The sequence below is a fragment of the Campylobacter sputorum subsp. sputorum genome (assembly GCF_008245005.1).
GTDB classification, from domain to species: Bacteria; Campylobacterota; Campylobacteria; order Campylobacterales; family Campylobacteraceae; genus Campylobacter_F; species Campylobacter_F sputorum.
The window spans coordinates 48,005-70,623 of sequence record NZ_CP043427.1; the positions used below are offsets into that span (position 1 = coordinate 48,005).

General features: G+C 31.4%; 20 protein-coding genes, 1 tRNA gene and 1 pseudogene. 14 read left to right on the forward strand and 8 right to left on the reverse strand.

The genetic code is table 11. The features are described 5' to 3' along the window. Window positions 1–181 precede the first annotated feature (181 nt). The 6 genes and pseudogenes from CSPT_RS00255 to CSPT_RS00280 all read left to right on the forward strand — a co-directional run bounded on the left by CSPT_RS00255 (window position 182) and on the right by CSPT_RS00280 (window position 9,925). On the forward strand, window positions 182–1,498 hold the full coding sequence (locus CSPT_RS00255) for an OprD family outer membrane porin (RefSeq protein WP_089181762.1): 1,317 nt from the start codon (window positions 182–184) through the stop codon (window positions 1,496–1,498). 21 nt (window positions 1,499–1,519) lie between these two features. Further along, window positions 1,520–3,366, forward strand: a pseudogene (locus tag CSPT_RS00260) (aryl-sulfate sulfotransferase). A gap of 175 nt (window positions 3,367–3,541) precedes the next feature. Beyond that, window positions 3,542–5,371 (forward strand): aryl-sulfate sulfotransferase, encoded by a 1,830-nt coding sequence (locus CSPT_RS00265; RefSeq protein ID WP_089181763.1) that lies wholly within the window; start codon window positions 3,542–3,544, stop codon window positions 5,369–5,371. Window positions 5,372–5,579: 208 nt separating this feature from the next. Next, on the forward strand, window positions 5,580–7,433 hold the full coding sequence (locus CSPT_RS00270; protein ID WP_089181764.1) for an aryl-sulfate sulfotransferase: 1,854 nt from the start codon (window positions 5,580–5,582) through the stop codon (window positions 7,431–7,433). 183 nt (window positions 7,434–7,616) lie between these two features. Beyond that, window positions 7,617–9,248, forward strand: coding sequence for an ATP-binding protein (locus CSPT_RS00275; protein ID WP_089181765.1), 1,632 nt, complete (start codon window positions 7,617–7,619; stop codon window positions 9,246–9,248). Next, entirely contained in the window at window positions 9,245–9,925 is a 681-nt protein-coding gene (locus CSPT_RS00280) for a response regulator (RefSeq protein ID WP_089181766.1), read from the forward strand. Before CSPT_RS00275 ends, CSPT_RS00280 begins: the two co-directional genes overlap by 4 nt. Here CSPT_RS00280 and CSPT_RS00285 read toward each other — a convergent pair. Then, window positions 9,881–10,306: an ATP-binding protein gene (locus CSPT_RS00285; RefSeq protein ID WP_089181767.1), complete on the reverse strand. Its 426-nt coding sequence runs from the start codon at window positions 10,304–10,306 to the stop codon at window positions 9,881–9,883. The two genes, CSPT_RS00280 and CSPT_RS00285, sit on opposite strands and share 45 nt — an antisense overlap. Before the next feature lie 452 nt (window positions 10,307–10,758). Between CSPT_RS00285 and sdhA the strand changes: the two genes are divergently transcribed. The 4 genes from sdhA (at window position 10,759) to CSPT_RS00305 (ending at window position 15,282) form a co-directional block, all read left to right on the forward strand. Then, window positions 10,759–12,591: an 8-methylmenaquinol:fumarate reductase flavoprotein subunit gene (sdhA, locus tag CSPT_RS00290; protein ID WP_089181768.1), complete on the forward strand. Its 1,833-nt coding sequence runs from the start codon at window positions 10,759–10,761 to the stop codon at window positions 12,589–12,591. A 2-nt stretch (window positions 12,592–12,593) separates the two neighbouring features. Next, the gene (gene sdhB, locus CSPT_RS00295; RefSeq protein ID WP_089181769.1) at window positions 12,594–13,553 is read left to right on the forward strand and encodes an 8-methylmenaquinol:fumarate reductase iron-sulfur subunit; all 960 of its coding nucleotides are present in this window, start codon (window positions 12,594–12,596) and stop codon (window positions 13,551–13,553) included. A 3-nt stretch (window positions 13,554–13,556) separates the two neighbouring features. Continuing rightward, window positions 13,557–14,405, forward strand: coding sequence for an 8-methylmenaquinol:fumarate reductase membrane anchor subunit (gene sdhE / locus CSPT_RS00300; protein ID WP_089181770.1), 849 nt, complete (start codon window positions 13,557–13,559; stop codon window positions 14,403–14,405). Between the two features lie 82 nt (window positions 14,406–14,487). Then, window positions 14,488–15,282, forward strand: coding sequence for a hypothetical protein (locus CSPT_RS00305; protein ID WP_089181771.1), 795 nt, complete (start codon window positions 14,488–14,490; stop codon window positions 15,280–15,282). Here the strand turns inward: CSPT_RS00305 and pyrF are convergent, their stop codons facing one another. Genes pyrF through CSPT_RS00340 form a run of 7 tightly spaced genes read right to left on the reverse strand, consistent with a single transcriptional unit; the run spans window position 15,283 to window position 19,175 of the window. Beyond that, window positions 15,283–15,963, reverse strand: coding sequence for an orotidine-5'-phosphate decarboxylase (pyrF, locus tag CSPT_RS00310; RefSeq protein WP_089181772.1), 681 nt, complete (start codon window positions 15,961–15,963; stop codon window positions 15,283–15,285). Continuing rightward, window positions 15,960–16,349, reverse strand: a complete 390-nt coding sequence (gene nusB, locus CSPT_RS00315; RefSeq protein ID WP_089181773.1) for a transcription antitermination factor NusB — start codon at window positions 16,347–16,349, stop codon at window positions 15,960–15,962. The genes pyrF and nusB overlap by 4 nt, the downstream gene beginning before the upstream one ends. Window position 16,350: 1 nt before the next feature. After that, window positions 16,351–16,821 carry a 6,7-dimethyl-8-ribityllumazine synthase gene (gene ribH, locus CSPT_RS00320; RefSeq protein WP_089181774.1) on the reverse strand — a complete coding sequence of 157 codons (471 nt, stop codon included), beginning with the start codon at window positions 16,819–16,821 and terminating at the stop codon, window positions 16,351–16,353. Between the two features lie 9 nt (window positions 16,822–16,830). Further along, on the reverse strand, window positions 16,831–17,145 hold the full coding sequence (locus CSPT_RS00325) for a DMT family transporter (RefSeq protein ID WP_089183271.1): 315 nt from the start codon (window positions 17,143–17,145) through the stop codon (window positions 16,831–16,833). Window positions 17,146–17,155: 10 nt separating this feature from the next. After that, window positions 17,156–17,479, reverse strand: a complete 324-nt coding sequence (locus CSPT_RS00330; RefSeq protein WP_235610070.1) for a DMT family transporter — start codon at window positions 17,477–17,479, stop codon at window positions 17,156–17,158. Further along, window positions 17,476–18,273, reverse strand: coding sequence for a 3-deoxy-8-phosphooctulonate synthase (gene kdsA / locus CSPT_RS00335; protein WP_089181775.1), 798 nt, complete (start codon window positions 18,271–18,273; stop codon window positions 17,476–17,478). Before kdsA ends, CSPT_RS00330 begins: the two co-directional genes overlap by 4 nt. Window positions 18,274–18,281: 8 nt before the next feature. After that, entirely contained in the window at window positions 18,282–19,175 is an 894-nt protein-coding gene (locus CSPT_RS00340; protein ID WP_089181776.1) for a DMT family transporter, read from the reverse strand. A gap of 102 nt (window positions 19,176–19,277) precedes the next feature. Between CSPT_RS00340 and der the strand changes: the two genes are divergently transcribed. From der to CSPT_RS00360, 4 genes are all read left to right on the forward strand, one after another. Beyond that, window positions 19,278–20,666: a ribosome biogenesis GTPase Der gene (gene der, locus CSPT_RS00345; RefSeq protein WP_089181777.1), complete on the forward strand. Its 1,389-nt coding sequence runs from the start codon at window positions 19,278–19,280 to the stop codon at window positions 20,664–20,666. Next, entirely contained in the window at window positions 20,650–21,174 is a 525-nt protein-coding gene (locus tag CSPT_RS00350; RefSeq protein ID WP_089181778.1) for a shikimate kinase, read from the forward strand. The genes der and CSPT_RS00350 overlap by 17 nt, the downstream gene beginning before the upstream one ends. Continuing rightward, on the forward strand, window positions 21,171–22,142 hold the full coding sequence (gene trpS, locus CSPT_RS00355) for a tryptophan--tRNA ligase (RefSeq protein ID WP_089181779.1): 972 nt from the start codon (window positions 21,171–21,173) through the stop codon (window positions 22,140–22,142). Before CSPT_RS00350 ends, trpS begins: the two co-directional genes overlap by 4 nt. 69 nt (window positions 22,143–22,211) lie before the next feature. Next, window positions 22,212–22,287, forward strand: a tRNA-Ala gene (locus CSPT_RS00360). The last annotated feature ends 332 nt before the right edge of the window (window positions 22,288–22,619 follow it).

Below are 22,619 nucleotides of genomic sequence, written 5' to 3' on the forward strand. Positions count from 1 at the left end.
ATTATATTCTTAAAATATTTTTAATCTTATATTTTTTATAAATTTTTTTATATATACAGCTTTTTGTGAGAATTTTGTTAGATTTATTAATACAATATAAATATTAAAACAACAAAATAAGTATATAGCATAAATAACTAAGATATAAATTTAATTAACATATTTTCATTTAAGGAAATATATGAAAAAACTAAGTTTAATAGTTGCTTTGATTGTTTGTGTGAACGCAAATGAAAATTTAAGCGATGCTTTGATTAACGGTAATTTTAGGGGCGAGATTAAGGCATGGTATTGGGATAGAACCCAAGAAGCAAATCCATACAATAATGAAAATATCACAAATTTTGGTTTAGAACTTGGTTATAAAACAGGTTCTTTTTATGATTTTTATTTTGGTACTACTGCACAAATGTCTTTTGCGCCAATTAGCGATAAAAATGCAAAAGATATGTTTGATATCGAACAAAATACAAAAGGCGTTGTTTTTTCTGAGCTTTATCTTGGTTATAATCTTTCAAAAACTGATATAAAAATCGGTAGGCAATTTATAAATACGCCACTTGTTGCCGGTAATTACGCTAGGTTTTTCAAAGAGAGTTTTCAAGGTGCTACTATAAAAAGCAGTGATTTAAGCGATACTACTTTATTTGCCGGTTATATAGATAGATTTCAAGGTAGAACAAGCTCTGTTATGGGTGATAGTTCTGGAAGTGAGCCTATTTTTAGAAAAAGAGTTACAATAGGCGGTTTGATTGCTAAATCATATGAATTTGATGGTGCTGCATATGTTGGATTTTCAAATAAATCAATAGATAATGTAACACTAACTACCCAGTATGTATTTGCAAATAATGTTAAAATTCCACTTCCCAACATAGGCAATAAAAACGGCGATATACATATGTATTTTGGTGAATCAAGCTATGTAATACCTTTTGATAATTTTGATTTCAAAGTTGATATTAGTATAGCTGGATCAGAAGTAGAAGGCAGCTTAAATGATGGAAATTTAGATGGAAAGATGTTTGGTGCAAAGGCTGGAATTTATAAATTAAAAGGATTTGATTTGTATTCTGCTTTTCATAGCGTCTTGACAGATAATGATTCTATGCTTTATGGTTTAGGACTTGGTGCAAATACTTACACGGCTGTATTGATAAGAGGACCATATGCTAGTTTTATTGCAGGAATGGATACATATAAATTTGGTATAAATTATAATTTTGATAACATAGGTATAAATGGACTAAATGTAGATACTTCATATTTTTTTAGCAATCACGATGCACCAGTTAAAAATACTGGAATTATACCAGCAAATATGAAATGGGAATATAGTGGATATAATGTAACGATAAATTACAATCTTAAACAAGCAAAAGGCTTTGCTACTCAGGTAGTTTGGACATCAATCGAAGATGAAAAAACATTTGCTAATGGTAAAAAATTAGATACTGATTTTGACGAGCTTTGGTTAAAACTTAGTTATAAATTTTAAATAAATTTTTAAGGAGAAAAAATGAAAAAAGTTTTTAGTTCAGCTATTGTTGCTGCAATGTTGTTAAGCGTAGGTGTAAATTCTGCTTTTGCTATGGGTGGACCAAGTGGAGCGAAAACAGACTATATAGTTGTAAATAAACTTGGAGAAGTTGTAGTAAATCCATATAAAATTGCTCCATTAACTGCAATTATAAAAGATGGAGGTTATACTTTAAAAGATGTTAGTGTTACTATAGTTCCAAAAAAGGGCGGACAAACTATAAGCTATAAGATAGCAGACAAAAAACTCAAACAATACGCAGGTATTCCGGTATTTGGTCTTTATGCTGATTATGTAAATAAAGTTGAGGTTAGCTATACAAAAATTTTTAAAGGTGAAAATATAAAAGAAACAGCTCAGTATGACATTTATGCTCCTGCTGTTTTTGTAGATCCTGATGGTACATATTTGCAAAAAGGTGGATTATTTAGTTCAGTTGATGTTAAAAAAGTTGATGGAGAATTTAAAGATAGACTATACTTTTTTAATAATCTAGGAAATAAATCTACAAAATCAGCAAAAGCCATCTGGAATAACCCAACTGGTGGAGCATTAGAATGGAATCAAACTCCACTAAATTTTATTCTTGATACAAAAGGCGAAGTTAGATGGTATCTTCTTCCTATAAGAGATTTGTATGACATAGATTCAGCTTATAAAGCTGGAATAATGATGGGCTTTAAACAAAATGATGATGGTGCTATGAGTTGGGGATTTGGTCAAAGATATGTTAAATATGATTTAATGGGAAGAGAGATTTTTGATAGAAGACTTCCATCTTCATATGCCGATTTTTCACACTCGATGGATGATGCTCCAAATGGAAATTTCTTTTTAAGAGCTGCAAGTTTTAATGTAAAAAGACCAGATGGAAAAAATGTCCATACTGTTCGCGATGTTATCGTTGAAGTTGATGCAAATGGTAATGTTGTAGATGATTGGAGGCTTTATGAAATTTTAGATCCATATAGAGATGATGTTTAAAAGTGCTAGATCAAGGTGCAGTTTGTCTAAATATCGATGCAAATTCAGCTGGAAAAACAATGAGTACAGAAGAGTTAGCAGAGCTTGATAAAAATGATCAATTTGGGGACATTGTAGGAAGTGGTGCTGGTAGAAACTGGGCTCATGTTAATAGTGTTGATTACGATCCAGAAGATGATAGTATTATAATTTCAAGTCGCCATCAAAACGCTATCATTAAAATAGGTAGAGATAAACAAGTAAAATGGATAATAGGAAATCCAGTTGGTTGGAAAGATAAATTTAAAGACAAACTTCTAACTCCAGTTGATAGCAAAGGTAAAAAAATATCTTGCGGTGAAGATGGTGCAAAATGCCCTGGATATGAAAATGAAAAAGGTGGATTTGACTATACTTGGACTCAACACACTGCATTTAAAATAGATGAGAAAAGTAAAGGTAATATCATCTATGTAAGTGCATTTGATAACGGCGATAGTCGTGGTATGGAGCAACCAGCACTTCCTAGTATGAAATATAGCCGTATGGTTGTCTATAAAATAGATCAAAAGAAAATGACTGTTGAGCAAGTTTGGGAATGGGGTAAACAAAGAGGGCACGATATTTATTCACCTGTTACATCATTAACAGAGTATCAAGCAGATAAAAACTCAATTGTTGGATATTTTGCAACAAGTGGATTAAAAATTGATATTGCAAAAGGTTTGTTGCTTTCAAATCCACATCCTTCGATAGTTGAGTTTAAATGGGGTGCAAAAGAGCCATCAGTTGAAATTCAACTTCATGATACAATGGGATATCAAGCATTCCCAATTAGTGTAGAAAAAGCATTTAGTAAATAAATTTAAGGTGGTTTTCCACCTTAAATATTTATCTTTTATATAATTTTTGTTTCCAAAATACTCATTTTCTTTACAAAATTTAAATATTTTTTTGATTATATATTTTTGTTAGATTTTTGTGAGATTTATAGATATAATATAAGGACATATAAATATTTTGTAAAGAGGAGAAAAAATGAGAAAAATTTTAAGTTCAGCACTTGTTGCTGGTATGCTTCTTAGTGTTGGAGCTACTTCTGCTTTAGCAATTGGTGGTGCAAGTGGTCCAAAGACTGACTATATTGTTCAAGGAAAAATTGGCGAAGTAGTTGTAAATCCATATGATGTAGCACCACTTACAGCTGTTATTAAAAATGGCGGATATAATCTAAAAGATGTAACTGTTAGAATTGTGCCTAAAAAAGGCGGTCAAGAGATAAAATATAAAGTTGCTCCAGGCGAACTTAATACTCATGGTGGAATACCTGTTTTTGGTCTTTATCCTGATTATGTAAATACAGTTGAAGTTGAATATACTAAAATTTATAAAGGCAAAGATGAAAAAATCAAAGAAGACTATAAAATTTACGCAGCTCCAGTTTTCTTAGATGCGTCTGGGTCACGCGGACAAAAAGGTGTGCTTTTTGATAAAATAGAGGTTGTAAAAGCACCAACTGCAAAATTTAAAGATAGACTTTACTTTGTAAATAACTTCCAACCAAAAACAGGAAAAGGTACAAAAGTAGTATGGAATAACCCTATGGGTGGTGCGTTAGAGTGGAACTATAATCCACAAATTTTTATACTTGATACAACTGGCGAAGTTAGATGGTATTTAGAACCAAGCAAAATTTACAATCTTAAATCAGCATTTAATGCTGGTGTTATGATGGGCTTTAAACAAAATGATGATGGCGATATTACTTGGGGATATGGTCAAAGATATGCTAAATATGACATCATGGGTAGAGAAATTTGGAACAGAGAACTTCCTGCTGGATATGTTGATTTCTCACACTCAATGGATGATAGTCCAAATGGTCACTACTTCTTAAGAGTTGGTAATGCAAACTTAAAAAGACTTGATGGCAAAAATGTAAGAACCGTTAGAGATGTTATTGTTGAAGTTGATGAAAATGGTCAAGTTGTAGATGATTGGAGACTTTATGAAATTTTAGATCCATATAGAGATAATGTCCTAAAAGTGCTTGATCAAGGTGCAGTTTGCTTAAATATAGATGCAAAAGCTGGTGGACAAACTTTAAGCGAAGATGATTTAGCGGCTATGGATACAAACGATCAGTTTGGTGATATCGTAGGTAGCGGACCTGGTAGAAACTGGGCTCATGTTAACTCAGTTGATCACGACGCAGAAGATGATAGTATTATCATAAGTTCAAGACACCAAAATGCTATCATTAAAATCGGTAGAGATAAGAAAGTTAAGTGGATTTTAGGTGCAAGTGAAGGTTGGAAAGATAAATTTAAAGATAAGCTTTTAACACCTGTTGATAGTAAAGGTAAAAAATTAAAATGTGATGAAAAAGGCGTTTGCGAAAATACAAATTTTGACTTTACATGGACTCAACACACTGCATTTAAAATAGATGAGAAAAGTAAAGGCAATATCATCTATGTAAGTGCATTTGATAATGGCGATAGTCGTGGTATGGATCAGCCTGCAATACCAACAATGAAATATAGTCGTGCTGTAATTTACAAAATAGACCAAAAGAAAATGACTGTTGAGCAAGTTTGGGAATATGGAAAAGATAGAGGATTTGACTGGTATAGCTCAGTTACAAGTTTAGTTGAGTATCAACCAGATAAAAACTCAGTTATGACTTATTCAGCTGTTGCTGGTATGCAGTTTGATATAGCTACAGGAAACCCAACAGGACTTCCAAGCCCACATATCAACGAATTTGAATGGGGTGCAAAAGAGCCTAGCATAGAGATTAAAATGACAAATGCTATGGGTTATCAAGCATGGCCATTTAGCGTAGAAAAAGCTTTAAGTAAATAAGCTTTCATCCCAAGGGAGCTCTCCCTTGGGGCATATAAATTTATATATTTTTCATTTAATATCAGTTATCAAAATACGCATTATATTTACTTTAAGTTTAATATGAGAATTTTGTAAGAATTTGTTTATAGAATAATAATTAACAAAATAAAATTATTTAAATTTAAAAAATAATTTTATTTTAAATTTTATTTTAAAAGGAGCAAATATGAAGAGAATTTTAAGTTCAGTTTTAGTTGCTGGAATGCTTTTAAGTGTTGGTGCTACGCAAGCTTTAGCAATCGGTGGTCCAAGTGGTCCAAAAATTGACTGGCAAGTTCAAGGAAAACTAGGAGCTGTTAAGCTAAACCCTTATGGTCTTGCACCACTAACAGCTATTATTATGAACAATGGCTATGTTTTAAGTGATGTTAGTGTTAAAATTTTACCTAAAAAAAATGGTCAAACTATCAGCTACAAAGTTGATAATCAAACCCTAAAAACTTATGGCGGAATCCCTATTTTTGGGCTTTATCCGGCATATAAAAACCAAGTTGAAGTAAAATACACTAAATCAGCTGTTGGCTTTAAAAATGAAACCATAACAGAAACTTACCAAATCACAACAGGTCCTGTTGGTTTAACTCCATCTGGACTTATGACACAAACTGGTATGCCATATGAAAGCGTAAAAGTTACAAAAGTTGATAAAGAGTTTGCCAATAGACTCTATCTTATCAATAACGCACCTGGGAAAATGCCAGGAAGAGGTTCACAAGCTGTTTGGAACAATCCATCTGGTGGAGCTTTAGAATGGAATGACTCATCAAATGCTTTTATCGTAGATACTACAGGTGAGGTTAGATGGTATTTTGATTCTGATAAAATCCTAGATCCAGGCAATATTTATAGAACTGGTATCCAAATGGGATTTAGACAAGATGTGGATGGTGCTCTTGCGTGGGGCTTTGGTCAAAGATATGTTAAGTATGATTTAATGGGAAGAGAGATTTTTAATCGCCAACTTCCACTTGGATATAATGATTTTTCACACTCATTAAATAACGCTCAAAATGGAAACTATTTGCTTCGTGTTGGCTCATCAAACACAAAACGCCCTGATGGCAAAAATGTTAGAACAGTTAGAGATACTATCGTAGAAGTGGATAAAAACGGAAATGTAGTAGATGACTGGAGACTTTATGAAATTTTAGATCCATATAGAAACGATGTTATTTTATCGCTTGATCAAGGTGCGGTTTGCTTAAATATTGATGCTAGTAAAGCAGGACAAACAATTAGCGAAGAAGAGTTAGCTAAGCTTGATTCATCAGATGCTTTTGGCGATATAGCAGGAACTGGAACAGGTAGAAACTGGGCTCATGTAAATTCAGTTGATTATGATCCAAATGACGATAGTATCGTAATTTCATCTCGTCATCAAAGTGCTATGATAAAAATTGGTCGCGATAAAAAAGTAAAATGGATAGCAGGAGCTCATAAAGGCTGGAGCGATAAATTTAAAGATAAACTACTTCAACCAGTTGATAGCAAAGGAAATAAAATAGTTTGCGAAGATGGCTATTCAAAATGTCCTGGATATTTAAATGAAAAAGGTGGCTTTGATTGGACTTGGACACAGCACACCGCATTTATCATAGATAGTAAAACAAATAAAGATATTCTTTATTTAGCAGCTTTTGATAATGGCGATGGTAGAGGCTTAGAACAACCCGCACTTAGTAGTATGAAATATAGCCGAGCTGTTGTTTATAAAATAGATCAAAAAAATATGACAATAGAGCAAGTTTGGGAGTATGGAAAAGAGCGTGGCGGAGACTGGTTTAGTGCTGTTACAAGTTTAACTGAGTATCAAGGTGATAAAGACTCTATCCTTGTTTATTCAGCAACTGCTGGAATGCAATTTGACTTATCAAAAGGTGTGCCAGTTGGAGATCCTGCACCAGAACTTTTAGAGTTTAAATGGGGCTCAAATAAACCTAGTGTGCAAATGAGATTTACGGGTACAGGAATAGGTTATCAAGCAATGCCAATTAGCCTAGAAAAAGCTTTTAAAAGATAGAAATTTAGTGCCTTTTTGGCACTAAATTATTTTTTTGTCTTTTGTAACAACTTTCTATTTATATTATTGACTAACGCAGTTATAAATTTATTCAAAATTTAATATATTAGATTAAGTTTTATATATTTTAAAATTCCATTAACTATTTTAAAATTTTTGCTACAATTTTTCAAGGAGCAAAGTTTGAAAAAAAAATACTCATCTATATTTAAAGATTTTGACAATATCAGAATTTATATAATACTCATTGTATTTTCTATACTTGTATGTGTTATAGGGATTATGAGCTATTATCAGATTAAAAATGAAGTTTCTAAAGTTGGTAGAGATTTTAGAACATCTATATCAAAAGAAATAGCCTTTAGCGCCAATGATTGGCTGGATTTTAGGATAAAATTTATAAATTTTTTGACAAATAAATATATTAATATCAATAGTGAAAATACTGCTCTTAATTATATAGATTTTATGAAAGTAAATGGTATATTTGATCATTCTCAGATGTTTTTAAACTCAAAAGAGATGATTTTTGATGATGAGATTACAGAACTTGATGAAGATTTTGTAAAAGAGATTAAAACCAGATCTTGGTATAAAAACACGGTTGATGCAAATAAAACTACAATAAGCGTTTTTGATGCCCATCATGTATTAAAAAACAAAACTATACATATTTGTTCGCCTATATATAGCAGTAAAGATGTATCTGTTTTTTGTGGCATTATAATTTCAAAAGATTTTTTTAAAAAGATTAGGCCAAAAATACACTCATTTGTAGATAATATCTATCTTTTTGATCAAGATGGAGATGTTATTTCTAGTATAGATTATGTAGTAAATTCTAATGAACTTAAAAAATCTTTCTTAAATTTTATAAAAAATCCTAAAGGAAATATTTTTAAACATAACTCAAAACATATCGAGCTTATAAAATTAAAAAGTGATAATTTATACATAGGCGTTAGCATTGATGAAAAAATGATCGTTTTAAAGCCTTTGCAAATTTTGCTTAAAAACGGAGTTATTTTACTTATAGCTTTTATGTTTTTAATTGCAATTTCAAATTTACTTCATACATTTATCCATGAAAAAATATTAAAAAAACAAAAAGAATATGAGTTTATTTTATCTCATGAGCTTAAAATGTCCGAAACAGGCGAGCTAATCTCAGTCATAGCACATCAGCTAAAACAGCCTATAAACTCATCAATGCTTATTTTAAGCAATGTATTAAATCTTAAAAAATCAGGAGAGCTTAGTGATGACGAGCTTTATGAGAGTATAAATTTATGCATAAAATCAAATCAAATGATGGATAAGACAGTTGAGAGTTTTAGAAAATTTTATAAATTTGATGATGAGATAAAAACATTTGATCTTCGCACTAGCATACTTAGTCTAAGCAATATTTTGCATACAACTTTTAGTAGATATAATATAAATTTAAAAATGGATAATTTTGATATAGAGTTGCGAAATAATGAGAGTTTTTTGCAGCAAGTTTTACTTGTTTTACTTCAAAACTCAAAAGATGCATTAAAAACCAAAAAATCAGATAAGCTTATAGAGATAAAAGCCAATGTTGTTTATAATAATGTTGAAATAATGATTTGTGATAATGGAAGCGGTGTAAAATACCCAAAAAATATATTTTTAAAATACAAAAAAAGCACTAAAAAAGATGGAAGTGGTATAGGTTTATATTTATCAAAACTTATAGCACAAAATAAACTCAGCGGTGATTTAGAGCTATTTAGCCCAAAAAATCCTACTATTTTTAAGCTTAGTATAAAACAAAATTTGGATATAGCATGAACAATAAATTTGATGTATTAAAAGATCGTAGTATTATGGTTGTAGATGATGATGAACTTACAAGGATGGCTGTAAGTGGTGGGTTAAAAAGGTATTGTGAGAATTTTTATACGGCTAGTGATGGTTTGGATGGGCTTGAAAAATTTAAAAAACATAGAATTGATCTCATAATAACAGACATACATATGCCAAATTTTAATGGTCTTGATATGATGAATGAGATTTTAAAGCTAAAACCTGATCAAACTTTTATAGTAGTAACTTCATTTGATACTGATGAAAATTTATTTGAAAGCATGAAAAAGGGCGCCATATCTTTTATAAAAAAACCCATAATGATGGAAAATTTACAAAATGCTGTTGTAATGGCACTTTTTAAGATTGAAGACAAGGTTATAAAGCTAAATGATTGTATTATAGTGAATGTTACAAAGGAAAAAATTTATAAAAATGGCGAAGAAGTATATCTTTCAAAACTTGAAAATGCTATATTTTGGCTACTTTGTTTTAATATAGAAAATTTAGTTAGTTATGATATGATTGAAGATTTTGCTTATGATGGCAATAGTGTAAAAATAGGCACAATCCATACTGTTATAATGCGTATAAAAAAGCAGTTAAATGATATAAATTTAAGCAATATTTCTGGTAGCGGGTATGTTCTTAAAAAAGCTTAAATTAAAATTTATAATAAAATGATTTTTCTCATCTAAATAAGAATAAAAAAGTTCAAATTTATACATATCTAAAATTCTTTTTACCAAATTTAAGCCTCTGCCATATCCTTTTGAATTTGCTTCTTGAGAGAAATTTTGGGTGTAAAAATTTAGCGTTTTTGATAGTTTTTCGCCACTTGTGATAACTTCTAAAGTGTTATAATAAATTTTAATCAAAATTTTACTTTGTTTTGAAAAATCATTATATTTTAGCGCATTTTCTAGTATATTTTTTATAGCTATACTTAGATAGTTTGCATCGCCTAGAACTTTAAAATTTTGCTTTATTTCTAGATTAAATTTATTTTCATCATTTATTAATTTTTCCATTCCTAAAAGCAAAAACTCAACTATAAACTTATTTTTTAATTCTATTTTTGTGGTTTGAGTTTAGCTTTTCAACACTTAAAAGCTTATTTGTTAAGCTATCCATATGTTTGATAGCATTTTGTAAAATTTCTTTATATTTTGAGTTTTGTATAAAACTTAGTGTTATTAAAGACTTTGAAATCGGCGTTATAAGCTCGTGCTCATGTATTTATTTTTCATTGATAATATCGTAACTTAAAGCTACTTATTTATAGTTTAAGTTCCACTGAGCCAAATAAATGTAAAATCTTTACAAAATATTTACGTTTTAAAATTTTAAAATATTTTTTAATTAAATAATGATAATATTCTTAAAAGTAAGAGTAATTTATAAATTTAAATTTATTTTTAAATTTATAAATTAAACCCGCTTTGTGTAGTTTTATACACCAAATTTTATTTTCTTATAAATTTAGGAGAATTAGATGAAAGAAAATTTTACAAGAAGGGAATTTTTGCAAACAGCCTGTATAGGCATAAGTGCACTTAGTGTTGCAAGTGTTCCTACAAATGTTTTTGGATCTAATGAGGATCAAAAAAATAGCTCACTTCCATCTTGTGATGTGATTGTTGTTGGTTCTGGCGGTGCTGGTCTTAGAGCAGCTGTTGCAGCTAAGGCCGAAAATCCAAATTTAAGCGTTATTGTTGTTACCAAATCAATGCCATCAAGAAACGCAACTTCTATGGCAGAAGGCGGAATAAACGGCGTTACTGATACTAGCAATGGCGATTCTTATGAGCTTCACTCTTTTGATACGATAAAAGGAGGGGCATATTTATCAGATCAAGATAGTGTGATAAAATTTTGTGAATTAGCAGGAAAAGCTATCCATGAGCTTGATTATCTTGGAATGCCTTTTTCAAGAGGAAAAGATGGCAAGGTTACTAGAAGAATGATGGGTGGAGCATCTAAAAAAAGATGCAATTATTCTGCCGATAAAACCGGTCATATTGTTATGCATACCTGTTTGGATGATGCGATAACAAATGGTGTTAAGTTTTTAATGGATTATGAGCTTTTAGATATCGCTACAAAAGATGCAAAAGCAGAAGGTGTAGTTGTTAGAAATATACGAACAGGCGATATTACGCCTATTTTAGCAAAATCTATAATCATAGCAACAGGTGGCTATGCTCGTATTTTTTGGAATAGAACTTCAAATCCATATTCAACAACAGGAGATGGCGTAGCAGCGGCTCTTAGGGCTGGAATTGCTTTTAAAGATGCTGAAATGGTTCAGTTTCACCCAACTGGTGTTGTGCATGGTGGAACTTTGATTACAGAAGCCGCAAGAGGTGAGGGTGGTTATCTTATCAACAATCAAGGCGAACGCTTTATGGCAAAATATGCAAAAGAAAAAATGGAGTTAGCCCCTAGAGATATAGTTGCAAGAGCCATAGAAACTGAGATTAGAGAAGGAAGAGGTTACGGAGAGGGTATAGAAGCACATGTGTTACTAGATGTAAGACATCTTGGAAAAGATAAAATCATCAAAAAACTTCCTCAGATAAGACATACTGGACTTTTGTTTGAAAATTTAGATTTAACAGATAGTCCTATAGGCATTAGACCTACGGCTCATTACTCTATGGGTGGAATTGATGTTAAAAGTATGGATGATATGGCAACTTATACATCTGGCGTATTTTGTGCTGGCGAGGCTTCTTGTATATCAATACACGGCGCAAACCGCCTTGGTGGAAACTCTTTAGCTGATGCTGTTGTAACTGGTAAGCTTTCTGGCATTGGAGCAGCTAAATACGCAAGCAAGGCTAAATTTACAGATAGTGGCTTGCTTGAAGAGATTGCTAAAAAATGGCGTGAAAAAATAAAAAATGTTGCTAATGGAGAAGGAACACCAAATGATTTATACGCTATAAGAGAAGAGCTTGGTAAGCAAAACTGGGATAATATGGGAATTTACAGAACAGGCGATAAGCTTGAGAGTTTGTATAAGAAAATTTATGAGCTTCAAAAGCGATATGATACTTTGCATATACAAAATACAAACCCTATTTACAACACAGCTATTACTGATTATATAGAGCTTGGAAATTTGCTTTTGCTCTCTCGCGCTGTGTGTTTTGCAGCAATAAATCGCAAAGAAAGTCGTGGCGCGCATACAAGAGAAGATTATCCAAAAAGAGATGACGCTAATTTCTTAAAACATAGTCTTGTAACGCTTGAAAATAATGAGATGAAACTATCTTGGAGAGATGTTAGTATAAGCAAATTTCCAATCAAGGAAGGAAAATAACTATGAAGATGATAATAGATCGTTTCGATGGCAAAAAATCATACGCTCAAATCTATGAGTTAACAAACGAAGAGATGGCTGGTAAGACTTTGCTTTCTGTTTTTATACATATAAAAGAAACAAAAGATATTACATTAAATTTCACCGCTACTTGTCGTGCTGCTATATGTGGAGCTTGTGGCGTTAGAGTAAATGGTCATGCAGTGCTTGCTTGTGATACAAAGATGAAAGATTTACTACAAACATATGATAATCCAGATACTTTGCATATCTCTCCTCTTGCGAATTTTAAAGTAATAAGCGATTTGGTTGTTGATTGGGAGCCATCTATAGAAAATTTAAGAAAAATAAAGCCAACCATAACGCCAAAAGGTGAATTTTCTAAAGAAAAAGGCTGTATCCAAAGCGAAGAAGATAATGAAAAAGTACTAAAGCAGTGGGATTGTATTTTATGTGGATGTTGTGCTTCTGAATGCAATAAATTAAGTGCAGATAGAAGCGATTATATGGAACCATTTGTATTTACTCATGCTTATAGAGCTGCAAATGATTCAAGAAGCAAAGATCCTATGATACATGTTAAACCTTCTGTAAATGGTGGCTTGTGGAATTGTGTGCATTGTCAAGAGTGTGCAGATCGCTGTCCTAAGGGCATAAGCTCTGCTGATGATATATCTCATCTTAGCGTTATGGCTTTAAATGGTGGTCTAAGTTCTGGCGAAGGTCCAGCCCATGCAAAAGCATTTTATACCGATCTTGTAGAGGGAAGTGGAAGATTAAATGAGATATATTTAGGGCTTAGAACAGAAGGAATTGGCTCGGTTGCAAGAACTGGTATGGCAATAGATTTGATGCGTTCTGGCAAAATGAATCCAATGGCTATATTTGGCGAAGAAGAAATAAAAGGTCATGAAGATTTGCAAAAAATGATAAAAGCAGCAAAAGCTGCAAATAAGGAGTAGAAAATGGAATTTGCATTTTTCCCAGGATGTGTGCTTTCTCAAGCTGCAAAAGAATCAAAAATGTCAATAGAAGCAATAGCACCAGTTTTAGGTATGAAACTTAATGAGATAGAAGGCTGGAGTTGTTGTGGGGCATCTCAAGCGCAAAATGTTGATCCTAAAGCTACTCTTGTTGCAAATGCTAGAAATTTAGCTCTTGCAGAAAAGATGAATATGCCACTTTTAACAACTTGTAGCACCTGTTTTCTTGTCTTAACTCGTGCAAAAAAAGAACTAGATAGTGGCAAAAAAGATGAAATCAATAAATACTTAGCGGCTGGAAATATGAGTTATAAAGGCAGTAGTGAAGTTACTAGCTTACTTTGGGTTTTGGCTGAAAATTTAGATTTATTAAAATCAAAAGTAGTTAAACCTCTTTCAAATTTAAAAGTAGCACTTTTTTATGGATGTCATAGTTTGCGACCTGAAAAAATCTTTGGCAAGGAAAGTTCTGTAAATCCAAAAAGCTTTGAAGCTGTTGCAACTGCACTTGGTGCAACCATAGTTCCTTTTGAAAAAAGACTTGATTGTTGCGGTTTTCATGCGTGTTATCCAGCAGAAAACTCAGTTAAGAAAATGACAAGTGGAATTGTAAATAATGCCGATACAAACAAAGCTGATTGTATAGTTACTCCTTGTCCGCTTTGTCAAATGCAACTTGATATTTTTCAAGATGGTGCACAAAAATTTACAAACTCAAAAGCAAGAGTTCCAGTTATACATCTCTCACAGCTTGTTGGATTAGCTCTAGGACTTTCAAAAGAGCAACTTGGTTTAGAACACAACATAATAGACGCTACAAAGTTAGGCTAATCTACTCAACCTACAAAGAAAATTTGTGGGTTGATTTAAATTTTCTTTTTTAATATAATTTTATATAAAAAAGATTTAATCCATGAATGAATTTAAATTTGAAATATCTTTGCTTGATTTCGATAATGAGCAATATAAAAACATTATAGAACAAATAAAAAAAGAAAAATCAGAAAAAACTCTAAATAAATCTTATAATTGTTATTATATTGATAAAAAGATTGATGCCTACGATAAATTTGTTATTTTTAATGAGCAGATTTTTGCTTTAAAAAATATTGATTTTCAAGATGAAAAATATAGGAAAAATGTATTTTATTTTACTAAAGATATAAATATTTTTAATAATATTGTAAGTAAAAATAAAATAATTGATAAAAATATATATGATAGAAAAAATCCAAAATGTGGTTACAAAGTTGGCTTTAATAATAATTTTTTTATTTGTTTTAGTGAAATATCAACAGATACAAATTTAAATTCACAAAATGTTTTTAAAATTTTATTTTTGCAAATTATTTGCATATCGTATAAAAGTTTACTACAAAACTATAGTTTAGATCTTAAAAATATAAACAATATTTCTACTGATTTGGTGTTGGATTTAAGGAGAAAATATTTACAATACAAAATTAATTTAGATATATATAAAAATACAACTGGCGAAGAATTTTATGCAATTTATGATATGGTGCTTTGTAATTTTAAATTTAAAGATTCATTTAATCAAATTTCTAAAACATTTAATGAATTATTTGAAATAAAAACTTTAGAAGAAAACAAAAAAATGAGCTCTAGAGTAAATATTTTTACATATATAGTTGGCGTTTCTACTATATTTAGTTTCATTATAGCAATTATTAGTTTTATAAATTAATTAAATCTCTTTTAAAATTTTCTCAACAACTTCTCTAGGATTTTTTGCCTCATAAATAGGTCTGCCAACTACTATAAAATCGCTTTTCATCTCTTTTGCGGTTTGGATATTTGCAACTCTTTGTTGATCGTTACTACTTTCGCCAAATGGGCGAATTCCTGGAGTTAGTGTTATAAAATCTCTGCTTGTATTTTCTTTTATGATTTTGCTTTCAAAAACTGAGCTTACCATTCCATCAAGCCCGGCTTTATATGCGGCTTGTGAAAATTTTATAACTGAGTTTTGTATGTTGTCATTATAAATTTCCATAAATTCATTTTGATTAAAACTAGTTAATGCAGATACGGCTAAGACAAGAGGGCGATTTTTAATATTTGAAAGTCTATCCATAACCATTTTCATCGCTCTTAAACCCGCACTTGCGTGAAGGTTTATCATATCCACGCCACTTTTTGCTATGACTTCTGCTGCATCTGCCATTGTATTTGGTATATCGTAGAGTTTTAAATCTAAAAACACTTTAAAATCGCCGATATTTTTTATCTCATTTATTATTTTAACGCCATCTCTTAGATAGCTTCTAAGTCCAACTTTAAGCCAAATATCAAGCCCTTTTAACTCTTTTGCTAAATTTATATTATCTTCAAAATTTGCCATATCAAGGGCGACGCAAAGTTTCATTTTTTAATACCATCTAAAACAGCATTTACAAACTTAGGCGCAGAATCATTTCCAAGCTCTTTTGCGAGCTCTATGGCCTCATTTATGATAACGGCATTATCTGTATCTGTAAATAAAATTTCATAAGCTCCAAGCCTTAAAATAGACCTTTCAACGATACCTATTTGAGAAATATCTCTTTGTTTTAAGAGATTATCTAGTTTTTTATCAATTTCGTCTAAATTTTCATTTATTCCAAAAAACAGACTTTGTGTAAATTTCTTTTGATCGTTTCTTATCTTTTTTTCTTCTAAAAACTCTTTTGAAAACTCTTCCATTTCACTACCCATTTCTTTTGCGTAAAGTAGCGAAACTACGGCTTGTCTAACTTGATGTCTTGTAGCCATTTTATGCCTTAAAATTTTTATAAAGGTTTATTAATTCTATTACGCCAGTCATTGCTTCAAAGCCTTTATTTCCAGCTTTGCTTCCAGCACGCTCGATAGCTTGTTCTATAGTGTCAGTTGTTAAAACACCAAAAGTTACAGGCTTTGAGTATTTTAAGGTGATATTTGCAATCCCTTTTGTTGTTTCAGCACTCACATAATCAAAATGTGGCGTACTTCCGCGAATTACAGCTCCAACGCAACAAATTCCATCAAATTTACCACTCCCAAGAAGCTTATCAAGAACCATTGGTATTTCAAAAGCACCAGGAACCAAGACAAGACTTAGATTTTCTTCATTACCGCCGTGTCTTAAAAACGCATCTTTTGCACCCTCAACCAATCTATCTGTTACTATGTGATTAAATCTTGAGTTAATTATCGCAATTTTTTCATCGCCATTTAAATTTAGTTTTCCTTCAATGATTTTCATGTATTCCCCTTAAATTATTTTAAGCATTATAGCACTAAATATGATAATAATTATAAAAAAAGATTTTTTTACACTCATTTTTTCATCTCTAAACACAACTCCTACAAATACAGCTCCTAGAACGCCAACTGCTGTCCATATAGAATAAGCAACACTCATCGGTATTTCTTGCATTGCGTAGCGTAAAAGCAATACCGAGCTTCCAAATGTTAGAATTATCATAAATACTGCAAATAATTTTTGTAAGATATTTTTTGCTTCGTTAAATTTTACATTAAAATACACACTTGGCATTTCAAGAATTCCTGCTAAAACAAGTATCATATAACTCAACTTAGCACCTTTTTAGCCCTAAAATACCGTAAAGAAGAGTAAAAACAAAAAATATTCTTAAAATTTCTATGCTTACTCCATTTGTTATTTCTATGGCTATTTCGCTAAGCATTACAAAAAATGTTCCAAGTCCTATATATAGCGTATAAGCAACACTTGGCGGAAGATATTTAAAAGATAGTGCAAATGTAAAAAAACTAACAACAAGAATAGCAGCAGTGCCAAGATAGGCTAAATTTGAGTTAGCATATTTTAATCCATAAACCCAACCACATTCTAAAATGGCACCGAATATAACAAAAAACAAACCTTTGTTTTTTATCATTTTAAAATTTCTTGTATTTTTAAAGTTTGCTCTACAATCTTACTAAGTTCTTCTAAATTTAGCATATTTGGTCCATCACAAAGTGCCTCGCACGGATTTATGTGAGTTTCGTAAAAAAATCCATCCACGCCCACAGAAGCAGCAGCTCTTGCAAGATACGGCACAAATTTAGCATCCCCGCCACTTTTTCCATCTAAACCACCTGGCATTTGAACGCTGTGAGTTGCGTCAAATATAACTGGTGCGAAACTACGCATTATCGGTAAACTTCTCATATCTACAACCAAATTTCCATATCCAAAAGTCGAGCCTCTCTCAGTTAGCCAAACGCCATTTTTTAAAGCAACTTCATAGCCAAATTCGTTAATTCCGCGAGTTTCTAAAACTTTTTTTACGCTGTGTTTCATCTGATCTGGTGCTAAAAATTGCCCTTTTTTGATATTTACCACAGCTTTTGTTTTTGCAGCAGCGATTAATAAATCAGTTTGACGGCATAAAAATGCAGGAATTTGAAGCACATCAGCGACTTTTGCAACAGGTTCTGCTTGATAACCTTCGTGTATGTCAGTTAAAATTTTATATCCGAATTTTGCCTTGACTTGGGCTAAAATCTCACAACCTTTTTCAAGCCCAGGTCCGCGAAAACTCGAAATACTTGTCCTATTTGCCTTATCAAAACTTGATTTAAAATAAAAATCTATTCTATCATCTTTTGCAAAACTCTCTAATCTTTTTGCTATTTCAAAAACTAATTCTTTGCTTTCTATAACGCATGGTCCGGCTATTAAAATCATATATTCTCCTACTTTTGTGTAGCTACTATAACTCCACTGATGATAACGATTATTATACCAAAAAATGCCATTAAATTTGGCAAACTATCTCCCATTATAAATCCTATTATCATTGTAAAAACAACATCGCAATACCCGATAGCAGCCACTGTTCCCGCGTATCTTGAAGCAGCATATGCTTTTGTCATATAGGTTTGAAAAAGCAAGCCTCCAACTCCCATTAAAACAATGAAAACCCACATATTTGGCGTTGGCATAATAAATTTAGCAAACATAAAGTTAAAAAATGGCGGAGTTTGTATAAACTGAGCTACTAGCATACAAACTATGGGTATTAGTGTGCCAGAGAGCATAAAAGATAAAACTATGGTTTTTGTATCATAGTATTTTCTTAATTCATGCACACTAAGATAAGCAACTGCCGCTAAAAGTCCGTTTATAAGCCCCATTGCGTGCCCCATTTTAAACCCTAAATTTGGTTGCATTATGAGTAAAATACCAATAAATCCAAAAATAATGCCAAACCAAGATAGTAAATTTAACCTTTCTTTAAAAAGAATTACTCCAAATATTGCTAAAAACATCGGCGACATTTTTGTAAATGTAAAAGCCTCGGCAAGTCCTATATGAGCGATATTGTGAAAAAAAGCAAGCATTGAGATTGTGCCTAAAAATCCCCTTAGAAAAAGTATAAAGGGCTTTCCACCTTTATTGTGAGCTCCGTATTTATAGATAGTTACAACGATGATTGTAAGACCGACAATATTTCTAAAAAATGAAACTTCAACAGAACTCATTGAAGAGCTTAAAAGCTTTGCAAAAGCTCCTGTCAAAGCAAAATAAAATGAAGCTAAAACCATGTAATACGCACCAAGGTTTCGCATCAAAAAACGGCGTAGCATATATTTCCTTTTATAAAGCTATTATTGTATTATAAATTTACTTAAGATTTACAAATTTAGCTAAATTTATGTATAATGTAGTTTTAAATTTAAGGATATTTAGTGCAAAAAGTCATACTAATAGGCAGACCAAATGTTGGTAAAAGCTCACTTTTTAATCGTTTAGCTTCCAAAAGGATTGCTATAACTAGCGATGTTAGCGGAACTACTAGGGATACAAATAAAACTGAGATTGAAATTTTTGATAAAAATTGTATTTTGATAGATTCTGGCGGATTAGACGATAGTAGTGAGCTTTTTAAAAATGTTGCAAAAAAAACATTAGATGAAGCAAAAAATGCAGATATTATCGTATTTATGGTTGATGGAAAGCTTATGCCGCAAGATGAAGATAAAATGCTATTTTACTCACTTTGTAAGCTAAATAAACCTATAAGTTTGGTTGTCAATAAAGTTGATAGCAAAAAAGACGAAGAGCGTAGCTGGGAGTTTAATTCATTTGGATGTGTAAATACATTTTGTATATCAGTTAGCCATAATGCCGGTGTTGATGAGTTAAAAGAGTGGCTTTACAAACTTTTAGATAAAGCTCAAAAGATTGATGACGAAGAGAGTTTTGATGACTTTTTGGAAAATTACTGCACGGATGATGGCGAAATACTAAAAGAAAAAAATGAAGATTATAATCAAAAAAATATAAAAGTAGGCATTATAGGTCGTGTAAATGTCGGCAAAAGTAGTCTTTTAAATGCTCTTGTAAAAGATTCTCGTAGTGTAGTAAGCTCAGTTGCTGGAACTACGATAGATCCTGTAAATGAAACTTATATTTATAATGATAGAGTTTTTGAATTTGTTGATACTGCGGGCATTAGAAAGCGTGGCAAGATAGAGGGTATTGAGAAATTTGCGTTAAATAGAACTGAAAAAATACTAGAAAACACAGATATCGCACTTCTCGTTCTTGATAGTAGTGAGCCTTTAAGTGAGCTTGATGAACGCATAGCCGGTGTTGCTTCTAAATTTGAGCTTGGTATAATCATAGTTTTAAATAAATGGGAAAATAAAAATGAGAAAGAATTTGATGAGATAAGTTCTGAGATAAGGAATAAATTTAAATTTTTAAGTTATGCACCCATCATAAGCGTTTCGGCACTTGGTGGAAAAAGAGTTCACAAGCTTTATGATTTAATACTTGAAATTTATAAAAATTTTACACAAAAAATTCAAACATCCAAGTTAAACGAAGCTATAACTAGTGCCATAAAAGAGCATCCAATCCCAAGGGAAAAAGGCAAAGTGGTGAAAATTTACTACGCAGTTCAGTTTGATAGTGCTCCGCCAAAAATAGCTCTAGTGATGAATAGACCAAAGTCTTTGCATTTTAGTTACAAAAGATATCTTGCAAATAAACTACGCGAAAGCTTTAATTTAACTGGCGTTCCAGTGATTTTAATCCCAAAGAATAAAAACAAAGATGAAGAAGAAAAATAATATAATTTTAATCGGATTTATGGGTGTTGGCAAAGGAACCGTGGCTAGAGCTTTGTATGAAGAAACTGGACTTTTTGCAATTGATTGTGATGATATGATACAAAGCATTGCAAATATGAAAATAAAGAAGATTTTTGAAAAATTTGGCGAAGAGCATTTTAGAAAACTTGAAAAAAATTTGGCAAATTTTTTGCTTAATGGTGTAGATAATGCTATAATCTCAACTGGCGGAGGATTTTATAAGGTTGAAAATTTAAATGAGCTTGGCACTGTTGTGTATTTAAAAGCAGGATTTGATTATATCATAAAGCGTCTTGAAAATAGCAAAAATGCGAGTGCTAAATTTAAAAAACGACCGCTTTTGCTAAATTTGCAAAATGCTAAAAAGATACATCAAGAGCGAGATCCGCTTTATGAAGCAAAAGCTGATTTTGTAGTTAATGTAGAAAATAAAACACCAAAAGAGATAGTAAAAGAGATAAAAACACTGATAAAGGATAAAATTTGAGAACATTTACAGGACTTCAACCATCTGGAAAACTTCATTTAGGGAACTATTTTGCATCTATAAAACCGATGATAGATAGGCAAAACAACAGCGATGATGAGATGTTTATATTTATAGCAAATTATCATGCAATGACTAGCGTAAATGACGGAAATAAGCTAAAAACCAGTGCTTTTGAAGCTGCTTGTGCTTTTTTATCACTTGGCATTGATCCGCAAAAATCCACATTTTGGCTTCAAAGCGATGTTAAAGATGTTTTAGAGCTTTATTGGATTATAAGTCAATACACGCCGATGGGACTTTTAGAAAGAGCCCATGCATACAAAGATAAAATTTCAAAAGGGCTCGATGCTCATCATGGATTGTTTAGTTATCCAGTGCTGATGGCAGCTGATATTTTGCTTTATGGTGCGAATTTTGTTCCAGTTGGCAAAGATCAAATTCAGCATGTTGAAATAGCTCGTGATATAGCAATTAAATTTAATAACGCTCATGGCGAAATTTTTGTAATCCCAGAAGCTAAGATTGATGAAAATGTAGCCACAGTTCCAGGCACTGATGGTGCAAAAATGAGTAAAAGTTATGGCAATACTATAGACATATTTGCAGATGACAAAACATTAAAAAAACAAATAAGTTCCATAGTCACAGATAGCACTTCGCTTGAAGAAGCAAAAGATTGGAAAAACTGCAATGTTTATAATATTGCTAAGCTGTTTTTAGATGAAAATGCACAAAAAGATCTTCAATCAAGATATGAAAAAGGCGGAGAAGGATACGGGCATTTTAAGATGTATTTAAATGATATAGTTCTTGAATATTTCAAAGAAGCGAGAGAAAAATACGAGCATTTTTTAACTCATCCAGATGAAGTTCATTATCATTTAAGCGTAGGAGCCGATAAAGCAAAAGAAGTAGCAATCGAAACGATGGAAAAAATAAGAAAGTGTGTCGGTATACCGCACTGATATTTGCATATTAAGTCTTGACTTTTGGGATAAAATTGACTAAAATTTAGGACTTAATTACTTGAATTTGGGGTTATAGCTCAGCTGGGAGAGCGCTTGAATGGCATTCAAGAGGTCGGCGGTTCGATCCCGCTTAACTCCACCATTTAACCTATTTCATAAGTTTTCTTAAGCTTTCAAAAATCTCAAAAATACAATCTTTAATATAATTAGTCCATTATTTTGTTTCTAAATATCGTTTTAAAAATACAAATAAGCAAAAAAGTATGGCTAGTTTTAATGCGTTTATCACAAAATAAATTACAAAATAACAATATTTTCTATTGTATCTTTGCATAAAATAAACTTAATATATTATATATTTTTTATTTTACTTAAAAATTTTTATAATTAATTTATAATTTATTTAATTAATGCTAGAATAAATAAATTTAGTTGTATTTGTTGTCTTTATTTTTTGGTACGTGATTAGACTTA

Coding starts and splice junctions, on each gene's coding strand:
- CSPT_RS00255 (WP_089181762.1), top strand. CDS start 182: ATGAAAAAACTAAGTTTAATAGTTGCTTTGATTGTTTGTGTGAACGCA.
- CSPT_RS00265 (WP_089181763.1), top strand. CDS start 3,542: ATGAGAAAAATTTTAAGTTCAGCACTTGTTGCTGGTATGCTTCTTAGT.
- CSPT_RS00270 (WP_089181764.1), top strand. CDS start 5,580: ATGAAGAGAATTTTAAGTTCAGTTTTAGTTGCTGGAATGCTTTTAAGT.
- CSPT_RS00280 (WP_089181766.1), top strand. CDS start 9,245: ATGAACAATAAATTTGATGTATTAAAAGATCGTAGTATTATGGTTGTA.
- sdhA (WP_089181768.1), top strand. CDS start 10,759: ATGAAAGAAAATTTTACAAGAAGGGAATTTTTGCAAACAGCCTGTATA.
- sdhB (WP_089181769.1), top strand. CDS start 12,594: ATGAAGATGATAATAGATCGTTTCGATGGCAAAAAATCATACGCTCAA.
- sdhE (WP_089181770.1), top strand. CDS start 13,557: ATGGAATTTGCATTTTTCCCAGGATGTGTGCTTTCTCAAGCTGCAAAA.
- CSPT_RS00305 (WP_089181771.1), top strand. CDS start 14,488: ATGAATGAATTTAAATTTGAAATATCTTTGCTTGATTTCGATAATGAG.
- pyrF (WP_089181772.1), bottom strand. CDS start 15,963: ATGAAACTTTGCGTCGCCCTTGATATGGCAAATTTTGAAGATAATATA.
- nusB (WP_089181773.1), bottom strand. CDS start 16,349: ATGGCTACAAGACATCAAGTTAGACAAGCCGTAGTTTCGCTACTTTAC.
- ribH (WP_089181774.1), bottom strand. CDS start 16,821: ATGAAAATCATTGAAGGAAAACTAAATTTAAATGGCGATGAAAAAATT.
- CSPT_RS00325 (WP_089183271.1), bottom strand. CDS start 17,145: ATGATACTTGTTTTAGCAGGAATTCTTGAAATGCCAAGTGTGTATTTT.
- CSPT_RS00330 (WP_235610070.1), bottom strand. CDS start 17,479: ATGATAAAAAACAAAGGTTTGTTTTTTGTTATATTCGGTGCCATTTTA.
- kdsA (WP_089181775.1), bottom strand. CDS start 18,273: ATGATTTTAATAGCCGGACCATGCGTTATAGAAAGCAAAGAATTAGTT.
- CSPT_RS00340 (WP_089181776.1), bottom strand. CDS start 19,175: ATGCTACGCCGTTTTTTGATGCGAAACCTTGGTGCGTATTACATGGTT.
- CSPT_RS00350 (WP_089181778.1), top strand. CDS start 20,650: ATGAAGAAGAAAAATAATATAATTTTAATCGGATTTATGGGTGTTGGC.